The organism is Pseudomonas sp. VI4.1, from assembly GCF_002029345.1.
Taxonomy (GTDB): Bacteria; Pseudomonadota; Gammaproteobacteria; order Pseudomonadales; family Pseudomonadaceae; genus Aquipseudomonas.
Genome location: NZ_MULM01000146.1, coordinates 1 through 20,218, shown reverse-complemented (window position 1 = coordinate 20,218; position 20,218 = coordinate 1). Strand labels below are relative to the sequence as shown.

General features: G+C 61.6%; 20 protein-coding genes and 3 pseudogenes. 9 read left to right on the top strand and 14 right to left on the bottom strand.

Going from position 1 to position 20,218, the window contains the following annotated elements; genetic code table 11:
- Positions 1 to 19: 19 nt before the first annotated feature.
- Positions 20 to 2,290 (top strand): ATP-dependent Clp protease ATP-binding subunit ClpA, encoded by a 2,271-nt coding sequence (clpA, locus tag BZ163_RS13335; RefSeq protein ID WP_007946437.1) that lies wholly within the window; start codon positions 20 to 22, stop codon positions 2,288 to 2,290.
- 236 nt (positions 2,291 to 2,526) lie between these two features.
- Here the strand turns inward: clpA and infA are convergent, their stop codons facing one another.
- The 4 genes from infA to trxB all read right to left on the bottom strand — a co-directional run bounded on the left by infA (position 2,527) and on the right by trxB (position 5,344).
- The gene (gene infA / locus BZ163_RS13330) at positions 2,527 to 2,745 is read right to left on the bottom strand and encodes a translation initiation factor IF-1 (RefSeq protein WP_002553999.1); all 219 of its coding nucleotides are present in this window, start codon (positions 2,743 to 2,745) and stop codon (positions 2,527 to 2,529) included.
- 111 nt (positions 2,746 to 2,856) lie between these two features.
- A complete protein-coding gene (locus BZ163_RS13325; protein WP_128871302.1) occupies positions 2,857 to 3,564 on the bottom strand; it encodes an arginyltransferase in 708 nt (235 codons plus the stop codon).
- Positions 3,565 to 3,638: 74 nt separating this feature from the next.
- Positions 3,639 to 4,319 (bottom strand): leucyl/phenylalanyl-tRNA--protein transferase, encoded by a 681-nt coding sequence (gene aat / locus BZ163_RS13320; protein WP_128871301.1) that lies wholly within the window; start codon positions 4,317 to 4,319, stop codon positions 3,639 to 3,641.
- A gap of 65 nt (positions 4,320 to 4,384) precedes the next feature.
- On the bottom strand, positions 4,385 to 5,344 hold the full coding sequence (gene trxB / locus BZ163_RS13315) for a thioredoxin-disulfide reductase (protein ID WP_128871300.1): 960 nt from the start codon (positions 5,342 to 5,344) through the stop codon (positions 4,385 to 4,387).
- A 305-nt stretch (positions 5,345 to 5,649) separates the two neighbouring features.
- Here trxB and BZ163_RS13310 point away from each other — a divergent pair, with 305 nt between their 5' ends.
- The 6 genes and pseudogenes from BZ163_RS13310 (at position 5,650) to cysG (ending at position 13,300) form a co-directional block, all read left to right on the top strand.
- Positions 5,650 to 8,058, top strand: coding sequence for a DNA translocase FtsK (locus BZ163_RS13310; protein WP_128871299.1), 2,409 nt, complete (start codon positions 5,650 to 5,652; stop codon positions 8,056 to 8,058).
- Positions 8,059 to 8,123: 65 nt separating this feature from the next.
- On the top strand, positions 8,124 to 8,747 hold the full coding sequence (lolA, locus tag BZ163_RS13305) for an outer membrane lipoprotein chaperone LolA (protein ID WP_128871298.1): 624 nt from the start codon (positions 8,124 to 8,126) through the stop codon (positions 8,745 to 8,747).
- A gap of 166 nt (positions 8,748 to 8,913) precedes the next feature.
- A pseudogene (locus BZ163_RS13300) lies at positions 8,914 to 10,235 on the top strand (replication-associated recombination protein A).
- A complete protein-coding gene (gene crcB, locus BZ163_RS13295; protein WP_128871297.1) occupies positions 10,235 to 10,609 on the top strand; it encodes a fluoride efflux transporter CrcB in 375 nt (124 codons plus the stop codon). Before BZ163_RS13300 ends, crcB begins: the two are co-directional and overlap by 1 nt.
- Positions 10,610 to 10,625: 16 nt before the next feature.
- Positions 10,626 to 11,906, top strand: a complete 1,281-nt coding sequence (gene serS / locus BZ163_RS13290; protein ID WP_128871296.1) for a serine--tRNA ligase — start codon at positions 10,626 to 10,628, stop codon at positions 11,904 to 11,906.
- Positions 11,907 to 13,300 (top strand): annotated as a pseudogene (gene cysG / locus BZ163_RS13285) (siroheme synthase CysG).
- A 130-nt stretch (positions 13,301 to 13,430) separates the two neighbouring features.
- Here the strand turns inward: cysG and BZ163_RS13280 are convergent.
- The 9 genes and pseudogenes from BZ163_RS13280 to BZ163_RS13240 form a co-directional block, all read right to left on the bottom strand.
- Positions 13,431 to 14,438, bottom strand: a complete 1,008-nt coding sequence (locus tag BZ163_RS13280; RefSeq protein WP_128871295.1) for a glutathione S-transferase family protein — start codon at positions 14,436 to 14,438, stop codon at positions 13,431 to 13,433.
- A gap of 90 nt (positions 14,439 to 14,528) precedes the next feature.
- A complete protein-coding gene (locus BZ163_RS13275; RefSeq protein ID WP_128871294.1) occupies positions 14,529 to 15,530 on the bottom strand; it encodes a glycosyl transferase family protein in 1,002 nt (333 codons plus the stop codon).
- Positions 15,527 to 15,862 (bottom strand): TusE/DsrC/DsvC family sulfur relay protein, encoded by a 336-nt coding sequence (locus BZ163_RS13270; RefSeq protein WP_128871330.1) that lies wholly within the window; start codon positions 15,860 to 15,862, stop codon positions 15,527 to 15,529. Before BZ163_RS13270 ends, BZ163_RS13275 begins: the two co-directional genes overlap by 4 nt.
- A complete protein-coding gene (tusB, locus tag BZ163_RS13265) occupies positions 15,859 to 16,152 on the bottom strand; it encodes a sulfurtransferase complex subunit TusB (RefSeq protein ID WP_128871293.1) in 294 nt (97 codons plus the stop codon). The genes BZ163_RS13270 and tusB overlap by 4 nt, the downstream gene beginning before the upstream one ends.
- Positions 16,152 to 16,514: a sulfurtransferase complex subunit TusC gene (gene tusC, locus BZ163_RS13260; protein WP_128871292.1), complete on the bottom strand. Its 363-nt coding sequence runs from the start codon at positions 16,512 to 16,514 to the stop codon at positions 16,152 to 16,154. The genes tusB and tusC overlap by 1 nt, the downstream gene beginning before the upstream one ends.
- Position 16,515: 1 nt before the next feature.
- Positions 16,516 to 16,908, bottom strand: coding sequence for a sulfurtransferase complex subunit TusD (gene tusD, locus BZ163_RS13255; RefSeq protein WP_128871329.1), 393 nt, complete (start codon positions 16,906 to 16,908; stop codon positions 16,516 to 16,518).
- A 223-nt stretch (positions 16,909 to 17,131) separates the two neighbouring features.
- Positions 17,132 to 17,835: pseudogene (locus tag BZ163_RS13250) on the bottom strand (YoaK family protein).
- A gap of 28 nt (positions 17,836 to 17,863) precedes the next feature.
- Complete coding sequence (locus tag BZ163_RS13245; protein WP_128871291.1) at positions 17,864 to 18,193, bottom strand: DUF6388 family protein; 330 nt, start codon at positions 18,191 to 18,193, stop codon at positions 17,864 to 17,866.
- 20 nt (positions 18,194 to 18,213) lie between these two features.
- On the bottom strand, positions 18,214 to 18,462 hold the full coding sequence (locus tag BZ163_RS13240; protein ID WP_128871290.1) for a hypothetical protein: 249 nt from the start codon (positions 18,460 to 18,462) through the stop codon (positions 18,214 to 18,216).
- A gap of 149 nt (positions 18,463 to 18,611) precedes the next feature.
- Here BZ163_RS13240 and BZ163_RS13230 point away from each other — a divergent pair, with 149 nt between their 5' ends.
- On the top strand, positions 18,612 to 18,962 hold the full coding sequence (locus BZ163_RS13230; RefSeq protein WP_064678715.1) for a hypothetical protein: 351 nt from the start codon (positions 18,612 to 18,614) through the stop codon (positions 18,960 to 18,962).
- 117 nt (positions 18,963 to 19,079) lie between these two features.
- On the opposite strand, the gene BZ163_RS13225 is transcribed toward BZ163_RS13230, so the two are convergent.
- Complete coding sequence (locus BZ163_RS13225; protein ID WP_128871288.1) at positions 19,080 to 19,502, bottom strand: GNAT family N-acetyltransferase; 423 nt, start codon at positions 19,500 to 19,502, stop codon at positions 19,080 to 19,082.
- A 150-nt stretch (positions 19,503 to 19,652) separates the two neighbouring features.
- Here BZ163_RS13225 and BZ163_RS13220 point away from each other — a divergent pair, with 150 nt between their 5' ends.
- Positions 19,653 to 20,090: a hemerythrin domain-containing protein gene (locus BZ163_RS13220; RefSeq protein ID WP_128871287.1), complete on the top strand. Its 438-nt coding sequence runs from the start codon at positions 19,653 to 19,655 to the stop codon at positions 20,088 to 20,090.
- The last annotated feature ends 128 nt before the right edge of the window (positions 20,091 to 20,218 follow it).

Below are 20,218 nucleotides of genomic sequence, written 5' to 3'. Positions count from 1 at the left end.
TTGGGTATGAGGTGAAGCTATGTTAAACCGCGAGCTCGAAGTCACCCTCAATCTTGCCTTCAAGGAGGCCCGATCGAAGCGTCATGAATTCATGACCGTCGAACACCTCCTGCTGGCCCTATTGGACAATGAGGCTGCCGCCACCGTTTTGCGTGCCTGCGGCGCAAACCTCGACAAACTCAAGCATGACCTGCAGGAGTTCATCGACTCAACCACGCCATTGATCCCCGTCCATGACGAGGACCGTGAAACCCAGCCAACCCTGGGCTTCCAGCGTGTCCTGCAGCGTGCTGTCTTTCACGTACAGAGCTCGGGCAAACGCGAAGTGACCGGCGCCAACGTGCTGGTTGCGATCTTCAGCGAACAAGAGAGTCAGGCGGTGTTCCTGCTGAAACAGCAGAGCGTCGCGCGCATCGATGTCGTCAACTACATCGCCCATGGCATTTCCAAAGTGCCGGGGCACGGCGATCACTCTGAAGGTGAGCAAGATATGCAGGACGACGAGGGCGGCGAGTCTTCTTCTTCAGGCAATCCCCTGGATGCTTACGCCAGCAACCTCAACGAACTCGCGCGCCAGGGTCGTATCGACCCGTTGGTAGGCCGTGAGCTGGAAGTCGAGCGTGTCGCGCAGATCCTGGCGCGTCGGCGCAAGAACAATCCGCTGCTGGTGGGCGAGGCGGGCGTGGGTAAAACCGCGATTGCCGAAGGCCTGGCCAAGCGCATTGTCGACAACCAGGTGCCGGACCTGCTGGCCAACAGCGTGGTGTATTCCCTCGACCTGGGCGCCTTGCTGGCCGGGACCAAATACCGCGGCGATTTCGAGAAGCGCTTCAAGGCGCTGCTCAATGAGCTGAAAAAACGTCCGCAGGCGATCCTGTTCATCGACGAGATCCACACCATCATCGGTGCGGGTGCCGCGTCCGGTGGCGTCATGGATGCCTCGAACCTGCTCAAGCCGCTGCTGTCGTCGGGTGATATCCGTTGCATCGGTTCGACCACGTTCCAGGAATTCCGCGGGATCTTCGAGAAGGACCGTGCCTTGGCCCGGCGCTTCCAGAAGGTCGACGTGTCGGAGCCGTCGGTGGAAGACACCATCGGTATCCTGCGCGGCCTGAAAGGGCGTTTCGAAGCGCACCACAACATCGAATACAGCGATGAAGCGTTGCGTGCGGCGGCTGAGCTGGCCTCGCGCTACATCAACGACCGGCACATGCCGGACAAGGCCATCGACGTCATCGACGAGGCGGGCGCCTATCAGCGTCTGCAGCCGATCGAGAAACGCGTGAAACGCATCGAAGTGCCTCAGGTCGAGGACATCGTCGCGAAAATCGCGCGGATTCCGCCAAAACACGTCACCAGCTCCGACAAAGAGCTGCTGCGTAACCTGGAGCGTGACCTGAAGCTGACGGTATTTGGCCAGGATGCCGCGATCGACTCGCTGTCGACCGCGATCAAGCTGTCCCGTGCCGGCCTCAAGTCGCCTGACAAGCCAGTCGGTTCGTTCCTGTTCGCAGGGCCGACCGGTGTCGGTAAAACCGAAGCGGCGCGTCAGCTGGCCAAGGCGTTGGGGATCGAACTGGTGCGTTTCGACATGTCCGAGTACATGGAGCGCCACACCGTATCGCGTCTGATCGGTGCGCCTCCAGGCTATGTCGGGTTCGACCAGGGCGGTCTGCTGACCGAAGCCATCACCAAGCAGCCTCACTGCGTGCTGTTGCTCGATGAGATCGAGAAGGCGCATCCGGAAGTCTTCAACCTGCTGCTGCAGGTGATGGACCACGGTACGCTGACCGATAACAACGGGCGCAAGGCGGACTTCCGTAACGTGATCGTCATCATGACGACCAACGCCGGTGCCGAAACCGCAGCCCGTGCTTCGATCGGTTTCACCCATCAGGACCACTCGTCCGATGCGATGGAAGTGATCAAGAAGAGCTTCACGCCGGAATTCCGCAACCGTCTGGACACCATTATCCAGTTTGGTCGCCTCAGCCATGAGGTTATCAAGAGCGTGGTGGACAAGTTCCTTACCGAGCTTCAGGCGCAGTTGGAAGACAAGCGTGTGCAGCTGGAAGTGACGGACGCGGCGCGCAGCTGGCTGGCAGCCGGTGGCTACGACTCGGCAATGGGCGCTCGACCTATGGCGCGTTTGATCCAGGACAAGATCAAGCGTCCGCTGGCGGAAGAGATTCTGTTTGGCGAACTGGCCGACCATGGAGGCGTGGTGCACATCGACCTGAAGGACGGCGAGCTGACCTTCGAGTTCGAAACCACGGCTGAAATGGCCTGACGTTAACCGCTACACAGCAAAAGGCGCCGCGAGGCGCCTTTTTGCTGTCTGGGGAACACCCGAGATCAATTGTAGGCGCTGGCTTGCCAGCGATAGCTATGGATCAGGCAGCACTAATACAAGACATGCCGACGCCTTCGCTGGCAAGCCAGCTCCTACATGGGGTCGGCGTGCTGCATCAAATCCCGCGCACACAAAAACGCCCGGCATAAACCGGGCGTCTTGTATTGACCTGATTAGCGAGCGCGGTAAGTGATGCGCCCTTTGCTCAAGTCATAGGGCGTCAGCTCGACGCGCACTTTGTCACCGGTAAGAATACGAATGTAGTTCTTGCGCATCTTGCCGGAGATATGCGCGGTTACGACGTGCCCATTTTCCAACTCCACGCGAAACATGGTGTTGGGCAGGGTGTCGACGACAGTGCCTTCCATTTCGAAGCTGTCTTCTTTCGACATGCAGTAAAGCCCTCGGTGTCCAATGAATGGCCCGGTGCAACTGCGCCAGGCAAAAGCGGCGTGCATTGTGCCCGAAAAATGGGGTTTAAGCCAAGGGGTTTAGGGCTTGCTCTAGTTCAGGATCACCCAGCGCTGATTAATCAGCAGTTCGATCGGGCGATATTGCGTCTTGTAGCTCATTTTTTTGCAGTTCTTGATCCAGTAGCCGAGGTAGACCGCTTCCAGGCCCAGTCGCCGGGCCTCGGTGATCTGCCAGAGGATCGCGTAGCGCCCCAGGCTGCGACGTTCTTCATCGGGCTCGTAGAAGGTGTAGACCGCGGACAGACCGTTGGGCAGCAGGTCGGTGACCGCCACTGCCACCAATCGGCCTTCTAGGCGAAATTCATAGAACCGGGAAAATGGCAGGTCCCGCACCAGGAAGGTCGAAAACTGATCGCGGCTCGGCGGGTACATGTCGCCATCGGCATGGCGCTGCTCGATGTAGCGCTGATAGAGGTCGAAATACTCTTCGCTGAACTGGGGCCTGGCCGGACGTACCTGCACATCGGCATTGCGCTTGAAAATGCGTTTCTGCTGACGGTTGGGGGAAAACTGCGCCACAGGAATGCGCGCCGGTACGCACGCATTGCAATTCTGGCAATGGGGCCGGTACAGATGATCGCCGCTGCGACGAAAACCCATTTCCGACAGGTCTGCGTAGACATGCACATCCATGGGCTGGCTAGGGTCGAGGAACAGGGTCGTGGCCTGCTCCTCGGGCAGATAACTGCAAGAGTGGGGCTGAGTGGCATAAAACTTCAAGCGCGCCAACTCGGTCATGATCAACCCTCAATAAGCTTTTGAGTAAGTGTAAGCGCTTTTGGATAAGTGTAAGCCACGTGGGCCAAAGTCGCTCAGCAAACCCAGCTGGCGCGGCTGGGTTGGTCCAGATGCCGCGCCAGGTAACCGGCGAACTCGCGGCGGGGAATCGCCCGGGCGCCGAGGCTGTGCAGATGGTCGGTCGGCATCTGGCAGTCGATCAGCACAAAGCCTGAGTCTTCCAGATGTCGCACCAGGGTGGCAAAACCATACTTGGAGGCATTGTCGGCGCGGCTGAACATCGACTCGCCGAAAAACAGCTGCCCCATGGCCAGGCCATACAGCCCGCCGACCAGCTCGCCCTGGTCCCAGACTTCCACCGAGTGCGCGTAACCGCGCTTGTGCAGCTCGAGGTAGGCCTTCTGCATGGCGTCAGTGATCCAGGTGCCGTCGGCGTATTCCCGTGGCGCGGCGCACGCGCGGATAACCGCGGCGAAATCCCTGTCGAAGGTCACTTGGTAGCGTTGCTGGCGCAGCAATTTGTTCAGGCTGCGAGAGACATGCAATTCGTCGGGAAACAACACTGTGCGCGGGTCCGGCGACCACCAGAGAATCGGCTGGCCTTCCGAAAACCAGGGAAAGCAGCCATGGCGATAAGCCTTGATCAGCCGATCGGCGGACAGGTCGCCACCCGCTGCCAGCAGCCCGTTGGGGTCGCGCATGGCCTTTTCCAGTGGCGGGAAGGTCAGGGTGTTGCGTTGTAACCAAGTCAGCATGGCATCCGGGCTTTACAGAAGGGGAGGGCAGTGGCGGGCTGTCAGGCCCGCCGTGAAGTGTGCCGTCAAACGGTGGGAATGTCGTCGAGGTATTTCTCTGCGTCCAGTGCGGCCATGCAGCCGGCCCCGGCGGAGGTGACGGCCTGGCGATAAACGTGATCGGCCACGTCGCCGGCGGCAAATACGCCTGGGATCGCGGTGGCGGTGGCGTCGCCCTCGCTGCCACCCTTGACCAGCAGATAGCCGTCACGCATTTCCAGTTGGCCCTGGAACAGGTCGGTGTTGGGCTTGTGGCCGATGGCGATGAAGACCCCGGTCAGCGGCAATTCGCGGGTTTCGCCGCTGTGGCTGTCCCGCAGGCGGGCGCCGGTCACGCCGCTGGCATCCCCCAGCACTTCTTCCAGATGCTGGTTCCAGTGCAGGCGAATATTGCCGTTGGCGGCTTTTTCAAAGAGTTTGTCCTGCAGAATCTTCTCGGCGCGCAACTTGTCGCGCCGGTGGATCAGATGGACTTCACTGGCGATGTTCGACAAGTACAGGGCTTCCTCGACCGCGGTGTTGCCGCCGCCGATCACCGCGACCACCTGTTTGCGGTAGAAAAAGCCGTCGCACGTGGCGCAGGCCGAGACCCCTTTGCCGGCAAAGGCTTCTTCCGAGGGCAGCCCCAGGTATTGCGCCGAGGCGCCGGTGGCGATAATCAGTGCATCGCAGGTGTACGTACCGCTGTCGCCGGTGAGCTGGAACGGGCGCTGTTGCAACTTGGCCGTGTGGATGTGGTCGTAAACAATCTCTGTGTCAAAGCGCTCGGCGTGTTTTTGCATGCGTTCCATCAGCACCGGGCCGGTGAGTCCTTCGACGTCGCCGGGCCAGTTGTCGACTTCGACAGTGGTGGTGAGCTGGCCACCTGCCTGTATGCCGGTAATGACCACGGGTTTGAGGTTGGCGCGAGCGGCATAAACGGCTGCGCTGTAACCGGCAGGGCCGGAACCCAGAATGATCAGGCGGGAATGCTTCGCTTCGCTCATAAAAACACCTCATAAGCCTTTGTCACGAAAGAGAATGCATGCTCAAATTGAACTGCATGCAAGTCCCGTTGACTATGCTACACCCGGGACTGCAAGCATGGCATCGGACGAACAAACCCGTACAATGCCTGCTGTCGGCGTGCTTGTAACAAAATAAGCATTGCGCGCCGTGTTTATAAAAACCGGGGCGCAGTGTTAAAAGTAGTCCCAGTTGCGCCTGTTAACTTTTTTACCTGCCTGGATCGGGCAGTTTTTTATAGTCATTCAGCAGATGGACGCGCCACGGGCGCAGGAAAAGAAGCGTTTTGAAGAAATCCACCGCAGCACCTAAACCAGCCGTCGTTCCGCTCTGGCGCCAGCAATTGCACTACCGACTCAAGGAAGGTGCGTTGATCGCCGTCGGTGCCCTGTGCCTGTTCCTGATGATGGCCTTGCTGACCTATGGCAAGGACGATCCGGGCTGGAGCCACAACAGCAAGATCGACGACGTGCAGAACTTCGGCGGCCCGGCCGGTTCCTACAGCGCCGACATCCTGTTCATGGTGCTGGGTTACTTCGCCTACATCTTCCCGCTGCTGCTGGCGGTCAAGGCCTGGCAGATCTTCCGTCAGCGCCACGAACCCTGGGAATGGAGCGGCTGGCTGTTCTCCTGGCGCCTGATCGGCCTGGTGTTCCTGGTATTGTCGGGGGCAGCCCTGGCGCATATCCATTTCCACGCGGCGACCGGTCTGCCGGCCGGCGCTGGCGGCGCCTTGGGGGAAAGCCTCGGCGATCTGGCCAGGAACGCCCTGAACATCCAGGGCAGCACCTTGCTGTTCATCGCGCTGTTCCTGTTCGGCCTGACGGTGTTCACCGACCTGTCGTGGTTCAAGGTGATGGACGTCACCGGCAAGATCACGCTGGACCTGCTCGAGCTGGTCCAGGGCGCGGCCAATCGCTGGTGGGCCGCCCGTGTCGAACGCAAGCAGCTGGTTGCGCAATTGCGTGAAGTCGATGAACGCGTGCATGACGTGGTGGCGCCGAGCGTCACCGACAAGCGCGAGCAGGCCAAGGTCAAGGAGCGCCTGATCGAGCGCGAGCAAGCCTTGAGCAAGCACATGTCGGACCGCGAGAAGCAGGTGCCGCCAGTGATCGCGCCGGCGCCGCCGAAACCCGCGGCGCCGAGCAAACGCGTGGAGAAAGAGAAGCAGGCGCCGTTGTTCGTCGACAGCGCCGTCGAGGGCACCTTGCCGCCAATCTCGATTCTCGACCCCGCGGAAAAGAAACAACTCAATTACTCCCCCGAATCCCTGGCTGCGGTAGGCCACTTGCTGGAAATCAAGCTCAAGGAATTCGGCGTCGAAGTCTCGGTGGATTCGATTCACCCGGGCCCGGTCATTACCCGTTACGAGATCCAGCCCGCGGCAGGCGTCAAGGTCAGCCGCATCTCCAACCTGGCGAAAGACCTGGCCCGTTCCCTGGCCGTGACCAGCGTGCGCGTGGTGGAAGTGATCCCGGGCAAGACCACGGTCGGTATCGAGATCCCGAACGAAGACCGGCAGATCGTGCGCTTCTCCGAAGTGCTGTCGACCCCCGAGTACGACAACTTCAAGTCGCCGGTCACCCTGGCCCTGGGTCACGATATCGGCGGCAAGCCGGTCATCACCGACCTGGCGAAAATGCCGCACTTGCTGGTGGCCGGTACCACCGGTTCCGGTAAGTCGGTGGGTGTGAACGCGATGATCCTGTCGATCCTGTTCAAGTCCGGCCCGGAAGACGCCAAGCTGATCATGATCGACCCGAAAATGCTCGAACTGTCGATCTACGAAGGCATTCCGCACCTGCTGTGCCCGGTGGTGACCGACATGAAAGACGCGGCCAACGCCCTGCGCTGGAGCGTGGCGGAGATGGAACGTCGCTACAAACTGATGGCGAAGATGGGCGTGCGTAACCTGTCGGGCTTCAATGCCAAGGTCAAGGAAGCCCAGGACGCCGGCGAGCCCCTGACCGATCCGTTGTACAAGCGCGAAAGCATCCACGACGAAGCGCCGCTGCTGGTCAAGCTGCCGACCATTGTCGTGGTCGTCGACGAATTCGCCGACATGATGATGATCGTCGGCAAGAAGGTCGAAGAACTGATCGCCCGTATCGCCCAGAAAGCCCGAGCGGCCGGTATCCACCTGATCCTCGCGACCCAGCGTCCGTCGGTCGACGTGATCACCGGCCTGATCAAGGCGAACATCCCGACGCGCATGGCGTTCCAGGTGTCGAGCAAGATCGACTCGCGGACCATCATCGACCAGGGTGGCGCCGAACAACTGCTGGGTCACGGTGACATGCTGTACATGCCGCCCGGCACCAGCCTGCCGATCCGCGTCCACGGTGCCTTCGTCTCCGATGACGAGGTGCACCGGGTGGTTGAAGCCTGGAAACTGCGCGGCGCGCCGGAATACAACGACGAGATCCTCGCCGGTGTCGAAGAGCCGGGCAGCGGTTTCGACGGCGGCAGCAGCGGTGGCGACGATGATCCGGAAACCGATGCGCTGTATGACGAAGCCGTGCAATTCGTCCTGGAAAGCCGTCGCGCCTCCATCTCCGCGGTTCAGCGCAAGTTGAAAATTGGCTACAACCGCGCCGCGCGCATGATCGAAGCCATGGAAATGGCCGGGGTCGTGACGTCGATGAACACCAACGGTTCCCGTGAAGTCCTGGCCCCCGGCCCGGTGCGTGACTGATTTGATTTGAAGGGATGGCGCAACGAGGCGCCACCCGCACTCCCACGAATATCAAGAGGACTCCCATGCGTCTTATCCGCATGCTGTTGCTGCCGGTTCTGGCTTTGACCACGCTCTCGGCCCACGCCGACGACAAGGACGTGGCGCGCCTGACCCAACTGCTGGAAAAATCCCAGACCCTGACCGCGCGTTTCTCCCAGCTGACCCTCGACGGTGGCGGCACCCAGTTGCAGGAAACGGCCGGCGAAATGTCGTTGCAGCGCCCGGGCCTGTTCTACTGGCACACCGATGCGCCGGCCGAGCAGACCATGGTCTCCGACGGCAAGAAAGTCACGCTGTGGGACCCGGACCTGGAACAGGTCACCATCAAGACCCTCGACCTGCGCCTGACCCAGACGCCGGCATTGCTGCTGTCCGGTGATGTGTCCAAGATCAGCCAGAGCTTCGATATCAGCGCCAAGGAAGCCGGCGGCGTGATCGACTTCACCCTCAAGCCGAAAACCAAGGACACGCTGTTCGACAGCCTGCGTCTGTCGTTCCGCAATGGTCTGGTCAATGATATGCAACTGATCGACAGCGTCGGCCAGCGCACCAATATCCTGTTCACCGGGGTGAAGGCGAACGAGCCGATTGCGGCGTCCAAGTTCAAGTTCGTCATCCCCAAGGGTGCCGACGTGATCCAGGAATAAAGATCAGACGCTAACCTGTGGGAGCGGGCTTGCTCGCGAAAGCGGCGTATCAGGCAACCATGATGTCGACTGACACTGCGCATTCGCGAGAGCCGCTCCACAGGGATTGTGGTGTTAGCACGTTGGATGATCGGCCCCAGGACCCAGTGAGGTTTCATAAGTAGTGATGGACCTGTTTCGCAGTGCCCCGATTGCTCAACCCCTGGCCGCCCGTTTGCGCGCGGCCAATCTGGACGAGTACGTCGGTCAGGAACACCTGCTCGCTCGCGGCAAGCCTTTGCGCGAAGCCCTGGAGCAGGGTGCCCTGCACTCGATGATTTTCTGGGGGCCGCCGGGGGTGGGCAAGACCACCCTGGCGCGGCTGCTGGCGGAAGTCTCGGATGCGCACTTCGAGACGGTGTCGGCGGTACTGGCCGGGGTCAAGGAAATCCGCCAGGCGGTGGAAATCGCCAAACAGCAGGCCGGGCAATACGGCAAACGCACCATCCTGTTCGTCGACGAAGTGCACCGCTTCAACAAGTCCCAGCAGGATGCGTTCCTGCCCTATGTCGAAGACGGCACGCTGATTTTCATCGGCGCGACCACGGAAAACCCCTCGTTCGAACTCAATAACGCATTGCTGTCCCGAGCGCGCGTCTACGTGCTCAAAAGCCTCGACGAAGCGGCCCTGCGCAAACTGGTGCAGCGCGCCCTGACCGAAGAGCGTGGCCTGGGCAAACGCCAACTGACCCTCAGTGATGAAGGCTTCCAGATGCTGCTGTCGGCGGCCGACGGCGATGGCCGGCGCCTGCTCAACCTGCTGGAAAATGCCTCGGACCTGGCCGAAGACCACAGCGAGATCGGCGTCGATCTGCTGCAAAGCCTGTTGGGCGATACCCGGCGGCGCTTCGACAAGGGCGGGGAGGCGTTCTACGACCAGATTTCCGCGCTGCATAAGTCGGTGCGCGGCTCCAACCCCGACGGTGCGTTGTACTGGTTCGCGCGGATGATCGACGGCGGTTGCGATCCGTTGTACCTGGCCCGGCGCGTGGTGCGCATGGCCAGCGAAGACATCGGCAACGCCGACCCGCGGGCCCTGAGCCTGTGCCTGGCGGCGTGGGAAGTGCAGGAGCGACTCGGCAGCCCCGAAGGCGAATTGGCCGTGGCCCAGGCCATCACGTACCTGGCTTGCGCGCCGAAAAGCAACGCGGTGTACATGGGCTTCAAGGCGCGATGCGCAGCGCCACCGAACACGGCTCGCTGGAAGTGCCACTGCACCTGCGCAACGCGCCGACCAAGCTGATGAAGCAGCTGGGGTACGGTGATGAATACCGTTACGCCCACGACGAGCCGGATGCCTACGCCGCGGGCGAAGACTACTTCCCCGAAGAACTCGAGCCGCAACCCTTCTATCAGCCGGTGCCGCGGGGCCTGGAGTTGAAGATCGGCGAAAAGCTCAACCACCTGGCGCAACTTGACCGTCTCAGCCCCCGGCAGCGGAGAAAATAGTGATTGCACTGGTCGTTGCGGTTTCCATTGGCGGCGTCGCCGGCACGCTGTTGCGCTTCGCCACCGGCAATTGGATCAACGCTAATTGGCCGCGGCACTTCTATACCGCGACGCTGGCCGTTAATATCGTGGGCTGTCTGCTGATCGGCGTTCTATACGGTCTGTTTTTGATTCGCCCGGAGGTGCCTTTCGAAGTGCGCGCCGGGTTGATTGTCGGCTTCCTCGGGGGGCTGACGACTTTTTCATCCTTTTCACTGGATACGGTGCGCTTGCTGGAAAGCGGGCAAGTGCCGCTGGCCCTGGGCTATGCGGCGATCAGCGTATTCGGCGGGCTGCTTGCCACCTGGGCCGGCCTGTCCTTGACCAAACTTTGATAAACGAGAAACCGACATGCTCGATTCCAAACTGTTACGTAGCAACCTTCAGGACGTAGCGGACCGCCTGGCATCCCGTGGCTATAAGCTGGATGTTGCGCGCATCGAAGCGCTGGAAGAACAGCGCAAGACCGTCCAGACCCGCACCGAAGCACTGCAGGCTGAGCGTAATGCGCGTTCAAAATCCATCGGCCAGGCCAAGCAACGCGGTGAAGACATCGCGCCGCTGATGGCGGATGTCGAGCGCATGGCGAACGAATTGAGTGCCGGTAAAGTCGAGCTGGACGCGATCCAGACCGATCTGGACTCGATCCTGCTGGGCATCCCCAACCTGCCCCACGAATCGGTGCCGATCGGCGACGACGAAGAAGGCAACGTGGAAGTGCGCCGCTGGGGCACGCCGAAAGCGTTCGATTTCCCGGTTCAGGACCACGTGGCCCTGGGCGAGAAATTCGGCTGGCTGGATTTCGAAACCGCCGCCAAGCTGTCCGGTGCCCGTTTCGCCCTGTTGCGTGGCCCGATTGCGCGCCTGCACCGTGCCCTGGCGCAGTTCATGATCAACCTGCACACCAGCGAACACGGTTACGAAGAGGCCTACACCCCGTACCTGGTTCAAGCCCCGGCGCTGCAAGGCACCGGTCAGTTGCCGAAGTTCGAGGAAGACCTGTTCAAGATCACTCGCGAAGGCGAAGCCGACCTGTACCTGATCCCGACTGCCGAAGTGTCGCTGACCAACATCGTCGCGGGCGAAATCGTCGATTCGAAACTGCTGCCGATCAAGTTCGTCGCCCACACCCCATGCTTCCGCAGCGAAGCCGGTGCGTCGGGGCGTGACACCCGCGGCATGATTCGCCAGCACCAGTTCGACAAGGTCGAGATGGTGCAGATCGTCGAGCCGTCGACTTCGATGGAAGCGCTGGAAGGCCTGACCGCCAACGCCGAGAAAGTCCTGCAACTGCTCGAGCTGCCTTACCGCACCCTGGCGCTGTGCACCGGCGACATGGGCTTCAGCGCCGTCAAGACCTACGACCTGGAAGTGTGGATCCCGAGCCAGGACAAATACCGCGAGATTTCTTCGTGCTCCAACTGCGGCGACTTCCAGGCCCGTCGGATGCAAGCGCGTTTCCGCAACCCGGAAACCGGCAAGCCGGAGCTGGTTCACACCTTGAACGGTTCCGGCCTGGCGGTTGGTCGTACCCTGGTGGCGGTGCTGGAAAACTACCAGCAGGCCGACGGTTCGATCCGTGTGCCTGAGGTGCTGAAACCGTATATGGGTGGCATCGAGGTCATCGGCTAAATGGACTATCTGCCGCTGTTTCATAACCTTCGCGGCAGTCGTGTATTGGTCGTCGGCGGCGGGGAAATTGCCTTGCGCAAATCCCGCCTGCTGGCCGAAGCCGGTGCACTGCTGCGGGTGGTCGCACCGGAGATCGAACCGCAACTGCGGGAACTGGTGACCGGCAGCGGTGGCGAGTGCCGGGTGCGCGGTTACGTCGAGGCCGATCTGGACGGTTGCGGGCTGATCATTGCCGCCACCGACGACGAACCACTCAATGCACAAGTCTCCGCCGATGCCCATCGGCGTTGCGTGCCGGTGAACGTGGTGGATGCGCCTGCGCTGTGCAGTGTGATCTTCCCGGCGATCGTCGACCGTTCGCCGCTGATCATCGCGTTTCCAGCGGCGGCGATGCGCCGGTGCTGGCACGCTTGATCCGCGCCAAACTGGAAACCTGGATTCCTTCCACCTACGGGCAACTGGCCGGTCTGGCGGCGCGTTTTCGCAGCCAGGTCAAAAGCCTGTTCCCGGATGTGCAGCAGCGCCGGGCATTCTGGGAAGACGTGTTCCAGGGCCCGATTGCCGACCGGCAACTGGCCGGGCAGGGTGCCGAAGCCGAGCGCTTGATGCTGGCGAAAATCAACGGCGAAGCGCCCGTTGCCACTGGCGAAGTCTATTTGGTGGGTGCAGGGCCGGGCGATCCCGACCTGCTGACCTTCCGTGCCTTGCGCCTGATGCAGCAAGCCGACGTGGTGCTGTATGACCGCCTGGTGGCGCCGGCGATTCTCGATTTGTGCCGTCGCGATGCCGAGCGCGTTTACGTCGGCAAGCGCCGCGCCGATCACGCCGTGCCCCAGGATCAGATCAACCAGCAATTGGTGGACCTGGCCAAGGCCGGCAAGCGCGTGGTGCGCCTGAAGGGCGGCGATCCGTTTATCTTCGGCCGTGGCGGTGAAGAGATCGAAGAACTGGCGGCCCATGGCATCCCGTTCCAGGTCGTACCGGGGATCACGGCAGCCAGCGGTTGCGCGGCCTATGCCGGGATCCCGCTGACCCACCGCGATTACGCGCAGTCGGTGCGGTTCGTTACCGGGCACCTCAAGGACGGCTCCACCGATCTGCCGTGGGCCGACCTGGTCGCGCCGGCGCAGACCCTGGTGTTTTACATGGGGTTGGTGGGGTTGCCGATCATCTGCGAGCAGTTGATCAAGCACGGTCGCGCGGCGGATACCCCGGCGGCGTTGATCCAGCAGGGCACTACGGTCAATCAGCGGGTGTTTACCGGCACCTTGGCCGATTTACCCCGTCTGGTGGCGGAGCATGAAGTGCATGCGCCGACGCTGGTGATTGTGGGTGAAGTGGTGCAACTGCGGGAGAAACTGTCGTGGTTCGAGGGCGCTCAGGCGCAAGTCTAGAAAACGAGTCGCGCCCCTTCGCGAGCAAGCCCGCTCCCACATTTAATCGCGTTCTAACTGAAGAACACGGTCAAATGTGGGAGCGGGCTTGCTCGCGAAGGGGGCCTCAAAACCACCCCCATGCTTCAGGTCAGACCTCGGCCTTGCGCCAAACCCCTTTCACGCTCAACCGCTCCCGATCATGGGGCGCCGTGAAATCCTGCGCCGGCCCTTTCGGCACGATGCTGGTTGGATTGATGGTCTTGTGGCTGCCGTAGTAGTGATTCTTGATGTGCTCGAAGTTCACCGTCTCGGCAATCCCCGGCCACTGATAAATCTCCCGTAGCCAGTTCGACAGATTCGGATAATCGGCGATCCGCCGCAGGTTGCACTTGAAGTGCCCGTAATACACCGCGTCGAAGCGAATCATCGTGGTAAACAGCCGAATGTCGGCTTCAGTCAGGTACTCACCGGCGAGGTAACGATTGGCGCCCAGCAACTGCTCCAGCCGATCCAGCTCGGCAAACAACTCATCGAACGCCTCTTCATAAGCCGTCTGCGAGGTGGCGAAGCCGGCGCGATACACACCATTGTTCACCGCCGGATAAATCCGCTCGTTCAACGCGTCGATCTCGCTGCGCAACGGCGCCGGATACAGGTCCAGATCATTGCCGGTCAAGTCATCAAACGCACTGTTGAACATGCGGATGATCTCCGCCGACTCATTATTGACGATGCGCTGCTGGTGGTTGTCCCACAGCACCGGCACCGTGACGCGGCCGGTGTAGTCGGCGGTATCGGCGGTGTAGCGCTGGTGCATGAACTGGAAGTGATCGAGCTTGTCGCCAGTCGAACCCAGGTGCTGGTCGAAGGTCCAGCCGTTTTCCAGCATCAGCCAGCTGACCACAGACACATCGATCAGGCTTTCCAGGCCTTTGAGTTGGCGCAGGATCAGCGTGCGGTGGGCCCACGGACAGGCGAGGGACACGTAGAGATGATAGCGACCGGCCTCGGCCGCAAAGCCGCCGATACCGCTCGGGCCCGGCTTGCCATCGGCGGTCACCCAGTTGCGACGCTGCGCCTGTTCACGCTGAAACGCGCCGCCCTTGCTGCTTTCGTACCACTGGTCCTGCCAGCGACCTTCGACTAACAAACCCATGTTCCAGACTCCTCAACCGATAAGCGTTGGAGAGGAGTCTATTCGCATAGGTTCGAACTAAAAGCGCAAAGGTTGGGCAGTTATGATCGGTTAAATCGATCTGTCCCGCGCGTCCCAATACTGCTGGGCGGTATCGAAGGCTTGTTCGCGGCTCTGGCCGAGGCCGCGCAAGGCCAAGGCCATGGTCGAGATCAGCGCCATCTGCGGGTAGCTGTCGACCACGTCGCCGCGCCAGACGGCTTTCAAATGCTCGGGATCGAGGCTGGCCGGTTTGACGTGACGCTGGGTCGACAGTTGCGGCCATTCCTCGTCCCAGCTCTCGCCACCGGTGGTGCCGTACAGGTGGCTGTCGGCATCCGGGTTGATCTCGATTTCGCCGCCGTCGCCTTTCACCACGATCGCGGTGTCGCCGAGCAAGCCGCTGGCGTCGCGATGCACCGCCTGGTAGCCGGGGTGGAAGATGCTTTGCAGGCCACAGCGAGCGCCCAACGGATTGAGGATCCGGGCCAGGGAGTGGATCGGCGAACGCAGGCCCAGGGTGTTGCGCAGGTCGATCATCCGCTGCAATTGCGGCGCCCAATCCATCAGCGGCATGAACGCCAGGCCGCCGTTATCGAGTGCCGAACCGACTTGCTGCCAGTTGCGGCACAACGGGATCTGCAAGGTGTCGAGCAACTGTTCGCTGTACAGCCGGCCCGCCGTGTGCGCGCCACCACCGTGCATGAAGATCCGCACACCGTTCTGCGCCAGGCACTTGGCCGCCAGCAGGTACCACGGCAGATGACGTTTCTTGCCGGCATAGGTCGGCCAGTCCAGATCGACCTGCAACGCCGGTGCCTGCAAGCGTTCACGCAAGGCTTCGGTGAACCCGGCCATCTCCTGTGCGCTTTCTTCCTTGTGCCGCAGCAGCATCAGGAACGCGCCGAGCTGGGTGTCCTCGACCTTGTCGTCGAGCACCATGCCCATGGCTTCACGCGCTTCGACCCGGGTCAGGTCGCGGGCGCCACGTTTGCCTTTGCCGAGGATGCGCACGAACTGGGCGAACGGGTGCTCGGCGGGTGTTTCGAGGGTCAGCGCAGGGTAGTCGGTCATAAACAATTCGTCGGTTTGGGCAGGCCCGCCAGTTTCGCGGCGAGTTTGGCAGGGGTGCCTTTGAACAGTCGGTTCAGGTGCAGGCTGTTGCCTTTTTCCGGGCCGAGCTTCAATGCGGTGTACTTGATCAGCGGGCGCGTGGCGGGGGACAGCTGGAACTCGCTGTAGAAACTGCGCAGCAATTCGAGGATCTCCCGGTGTTCGGGGCTCAGCTCGATGTCTTCGGCGGCGGCGAGGGCGCTGGCGACCTCAAGGGACCAGTCGCTCAGGTCGACCAGAAAACCGTCCTTGTCCAGCTCGATGGCGCGGGCGCCCACGGTCAGGACATTCATAGCCAACTGTTGACCTTGTCATAGTGGATCGACAGTTCGACGAAGGCCGGGTAGTCGATGGCCTTGGCCCAGTCCGGCGTTTGCAGGTCGCGAGCCTGGGCGTCTTCGGCCAGCACAAACAGTTTCAGGCCGCGGCTGCCCAGGGTATTGAACGGCGCGGTGCCCGGTTGCAAGGCATAGGCCGCGTCGCCAGACAGCAGCAGCGCATCCGCGGCGCCGATCACGCGCAGGCAGCTGGTCAGGCGGTCGTCGCCGAACGGGGAATGAGACAACACGTGCAAAGTCGACATCAGAGGGTGATCACCTGGTGGTAACGGTCAATGAGTGCGCTGATTTCGCCGGCGGTCAGCACCTGGGCCTCTTCGAGCGATAACGCCCTGGGGTCCAGGCCGCGTTCGGCCGCGCTGTCGCCGCAGACGAACAGGTCTTCGACGCCGAACATCGGCAGCGCCTGCAGGTTGGCACTCAGGTCTTTTTGCTGCAGAGCCCTGGCGTCCTGGTTTGCGGCGAGCTGAAACACGCCGTCATCGAGAAACAGCAGGCCGATCGGCAAATCGAAAGCGCCGCCGGCCAGGACGATGTCCAGTGCTTCGCGCGCACTCGGCCCGGACCAGGGCGACTGACGGCTGATAATCAGCAAGGATCTGGGCATTTCACGCGCCTCCGAAACAGATCAGGCGGTCAGCGTCCTGCACCGCGTCATGCAACTGGCCCAGCCCGGACAATTCCCACGGCGCGGCCACGGCAACCGCTTCGCGCTGGTAGCGCCCTGCTTCTTCTGCGTTCAACACGCCACGGCGCAGGGCGGCGGCGATGCACACCACGCCATCGAGCTGATGTTCAGTGACGAAGTTGCGCCATTGTCTGGGCAAGTCCTGCTCATCCTGCGGCGTGACCACGCTGCCGGAGGCGTTGTAGACCCCGTCCTGGTAGAAAAACAGCCGGACAATCTCATGCCCGCCGGCCAGCGCAGCCTGGGCGAACAGCAAGGCACGGCGCGAGGAGGGCGCATGGGCGGCGGAAAACAGCGCGATGGCGAACTTCATGACGGACTCGATCAGCGGAACTGCGGTCATGATAAAGCTTTATCGGCGGGGCGGCGAAGGGGGTTTTGTTGAGACCGAGGCGTCCCCTTCGCTGGCAAGCCAGCTCCTACAGGGGATTTGTGCCGTACATATCATTGAAATCCACCACAGACCCCCTGTAGGAGCTGGCTTGCCAGCGAAAGCGGCCTGTCAGACAACATCAATACTGCAGGTAATCACCCACTCAGCGGGGCATATACCCCAACTGCCACCGCCGCGGAATCTTCAACGCCAGCAACCCGATCCCCCCCGCCAGCAACCCGCTGACAAACAGCGCCCTGAGCCCGAGATGATGCTCCAGCACCGCACCGAGCACCGCGCCGGCAAACATCCCGGCCCAGGGAATCAACTGCACCCGCCAGCCGTTGCGCCGTTCGCCGAGCATCCAGCGCCCCAGGCCGCGGCCGAAGCGCGACAGGGCGCCGGTGACGTAAGTCAGCCGACCGGCAGGCCATTCACTTCCTCTACTGCGGCATTGAGCATGCCCATGGCGATGATCGCCGCCAGCAACGCCGGCAATTGTTCCTCATACGGCCAGGCAGCGGCACCGCAGAGCAGGGTGGCGATGCACAGCAGCAAGGGCAGCGCCCGCCGGCCGCCGAGACGGCTGACGACGATGCCCAGGGCGTTGCCGATGACGAACGTGGCCACCAGGATCGTCAGGCGCAGGGTCAGGCCCATGTCGCCGTCGCTGATGGCCACGGCGAGACGGGTGGTGTTGCCGCTCATGAACGAAACGAAGTCGCCGCTGGCCATGAAGCCGATGGCGTCGGTCATGCCGGCCAGTACCGAGAGTGCGGCCACCAGCGACAGGCCGATGCGTCCGCGCCATTTCTGGATATGCAGATGCCCCGGACTGGCGTGGGTGCTGGAGGTCGAAGGCAGCATCGTTAGATAAATCCTTGAGCGGCGAGGGTTACTGGCCTAAGCCATATAACTCGCAATACTCCAGCCAGTCCATACCGGCCATTTCGGCCACTTCCTTGTGCACTTCCATGCGCTGGGCCTGATAGTCCTCAGGCGTTGCGGCGGTCAACTGCAGGGTCAGTTCCCAGGCAAACAGCCCGAGACGCTCGGCTTCGGCCTCGAAGGCTTCGTGCAGGCGCTCGTCGCGGTACTGCGCCTGGGTCTCGCCTTTGGCCTGGGCCAGCAGCGGGTTGAGGTTGTCGAGTTCGGCGCGCAGTTCAGGGCGCTCATCGAGAAACCTCTTCAGTGCCTGCTCGTGTTGCTGTTCGGTTGCCGCCATGGTCGCTCCTTGAAAATGGATTACACAGACTGCTTCTTGCTGGCTTTAGCCGCTGCGGCCAGGCACTCGAGGGCAAACTGCTCGGGGTAGGTCATCTGGATCGGCGTGGTTTCACCTTTGACGGTACGTTCGCCGTCGAGGATGTAACGAATCCGCTTGTCGGTGACGCCGATGCGCTTGGCGATCCAGGAAGGCGTCTGACCGATCTGGCTGATCAGCTTGTCGGCGTATTCAGCGGTTGGTTTGTAGTATTCGGCGTTGGGTGTCATGGGTCGTTCCAGAAAAATGTGCGATGCAGCGTTAATGGCGCGACAGGGTGCGCGAATCGGCACCCGGTGTCGCGGTATAAATGAAGTAAAGCAGAACGATACGCCGTGCCACGGTGATACAGTCCGCTTTTTCTTGATGAGCGAACGCAATGCGAATTCTGATGGTGGCGCTGGCTGTAACCTTGCTGGCGGGATGTGCGGGCTCGGCAATGAACGATGCCCGCACTGGAACCCCGTACAAGACCCTGACCTCGAACAAGCCGGAGAAAGTCGTCGCCCAGTGCGTGCAGTTTTCCTGGCAGGACGAGGCGGTGTTCGGCGTCGATGCCAGTGCGTATCTGCAGCCGGGCAAGAAGGGCGGGTCCACGGTGTACACGCGCTCGGCGGAAGCCTTTGTCGACGTGACCACCGATGCCTCGGGAACACAGTTGAACTACTACGCGCAGAAGGATGACTTTGTCGCCAAGCGCCGGCTGGCGGCGTTGGCGACCTGCCTCTGACCTGACGGGCAACGCCCATTCCCTGTAGGAGCTGGCTTGCCAGCGAAGAGGCCATCACCGGCGACATCAACGTCGCCTGACACACCGCCGTCGCCAGCAAGCCGGCTCCTACAAGGGCTAAGCGAAGCGCTTCTGGAAAAAGTAGCGCTTGTGCCCCGGCGGATAGTCAGCGATCTGCCCCAACTCGCTGTAACCCAGCTTCCTGTAGAACGCCGGCGCCTGGAAGTCGAAGGTGTCGAGCCAGACCCCGATACAGGCCTTCTCCCGCGCCAGGTCTTCGGCCATCTGCATCAGCGTCGAACCGATGCCCTGTCCCCGGGCCTGTTCCGGTACCGACAGCAGGTCGATGTACAACCATTGGTAAAACACTCGTCCGTGGAGCCCGCCAAGAATCTCGCCGCTTTCATCGCGCAGCAGCAAGGCAACGGGCTCTGGCGTCGAGACCCCGGCCTGTTGCGCGTTATAGGCGCGCAACGGCAACAGGATGGCCTGGCGCTCTTCATCCGTGGGGTTTTGCGACTGTTCGATTCGCAGTTTCATGAGCTATTTCCTTATGGCTGGGGCGGACAACATTCCCAAGCCTAGCGCGGCACGAGGTCGGTGTTCCAGTCCTTGGGTGGAACCCTCGTTCCCGCGCAGATGTCTAGCCTAGACAGCGTCATTCCAGAGCGCAGCCGATGAGGACAACCCGTGAATATTTTTGAAGCCTTGCGCGAAAGCCACGACCGCCAACGCGCCTACGCCGATGCGCTGGTCCGGACCAGCGGCGACACCCCGGAACGGGTCGAGGCCTACAAGCAGCTCAAGTCGGAGCTCCAGGCCCACGAAACCGCTGAAGAGCGGCACTTCTACATCCCGCTGATGGAGTTCGACAACGGCGTCGACCTCAGCCGCCATGCGATCGCCGAGCATCACGAGATGGATGAAATGATGGAAGCGCTGGATGAGACCGAGATGTCCAGCCCGGCCTGGCTGGCGACCGCGAAGAAGCTGTGCGAAAAGGTGCATCACCACCTGAAGGAAGAAGAGCAGAAGTTTTTCCAGATGGCCGGCAAGCTGCTCGACGACAAACAGAAAGAGACCCTGGCCGGACAATACGTGAAGGAGTACAAGGCCCAGCTTTCTTGAAGGCGTTTTCGTCCGACAGGGGCGCCTTCTGACGAAAAAGAACAGGTGTACACGATCTCCTGTAGGAGCTGGCTTGCCAGCGAAGGCGGCCTCAAGCCTTGTATCGGCCATGAAAACGCCTTCGCTGG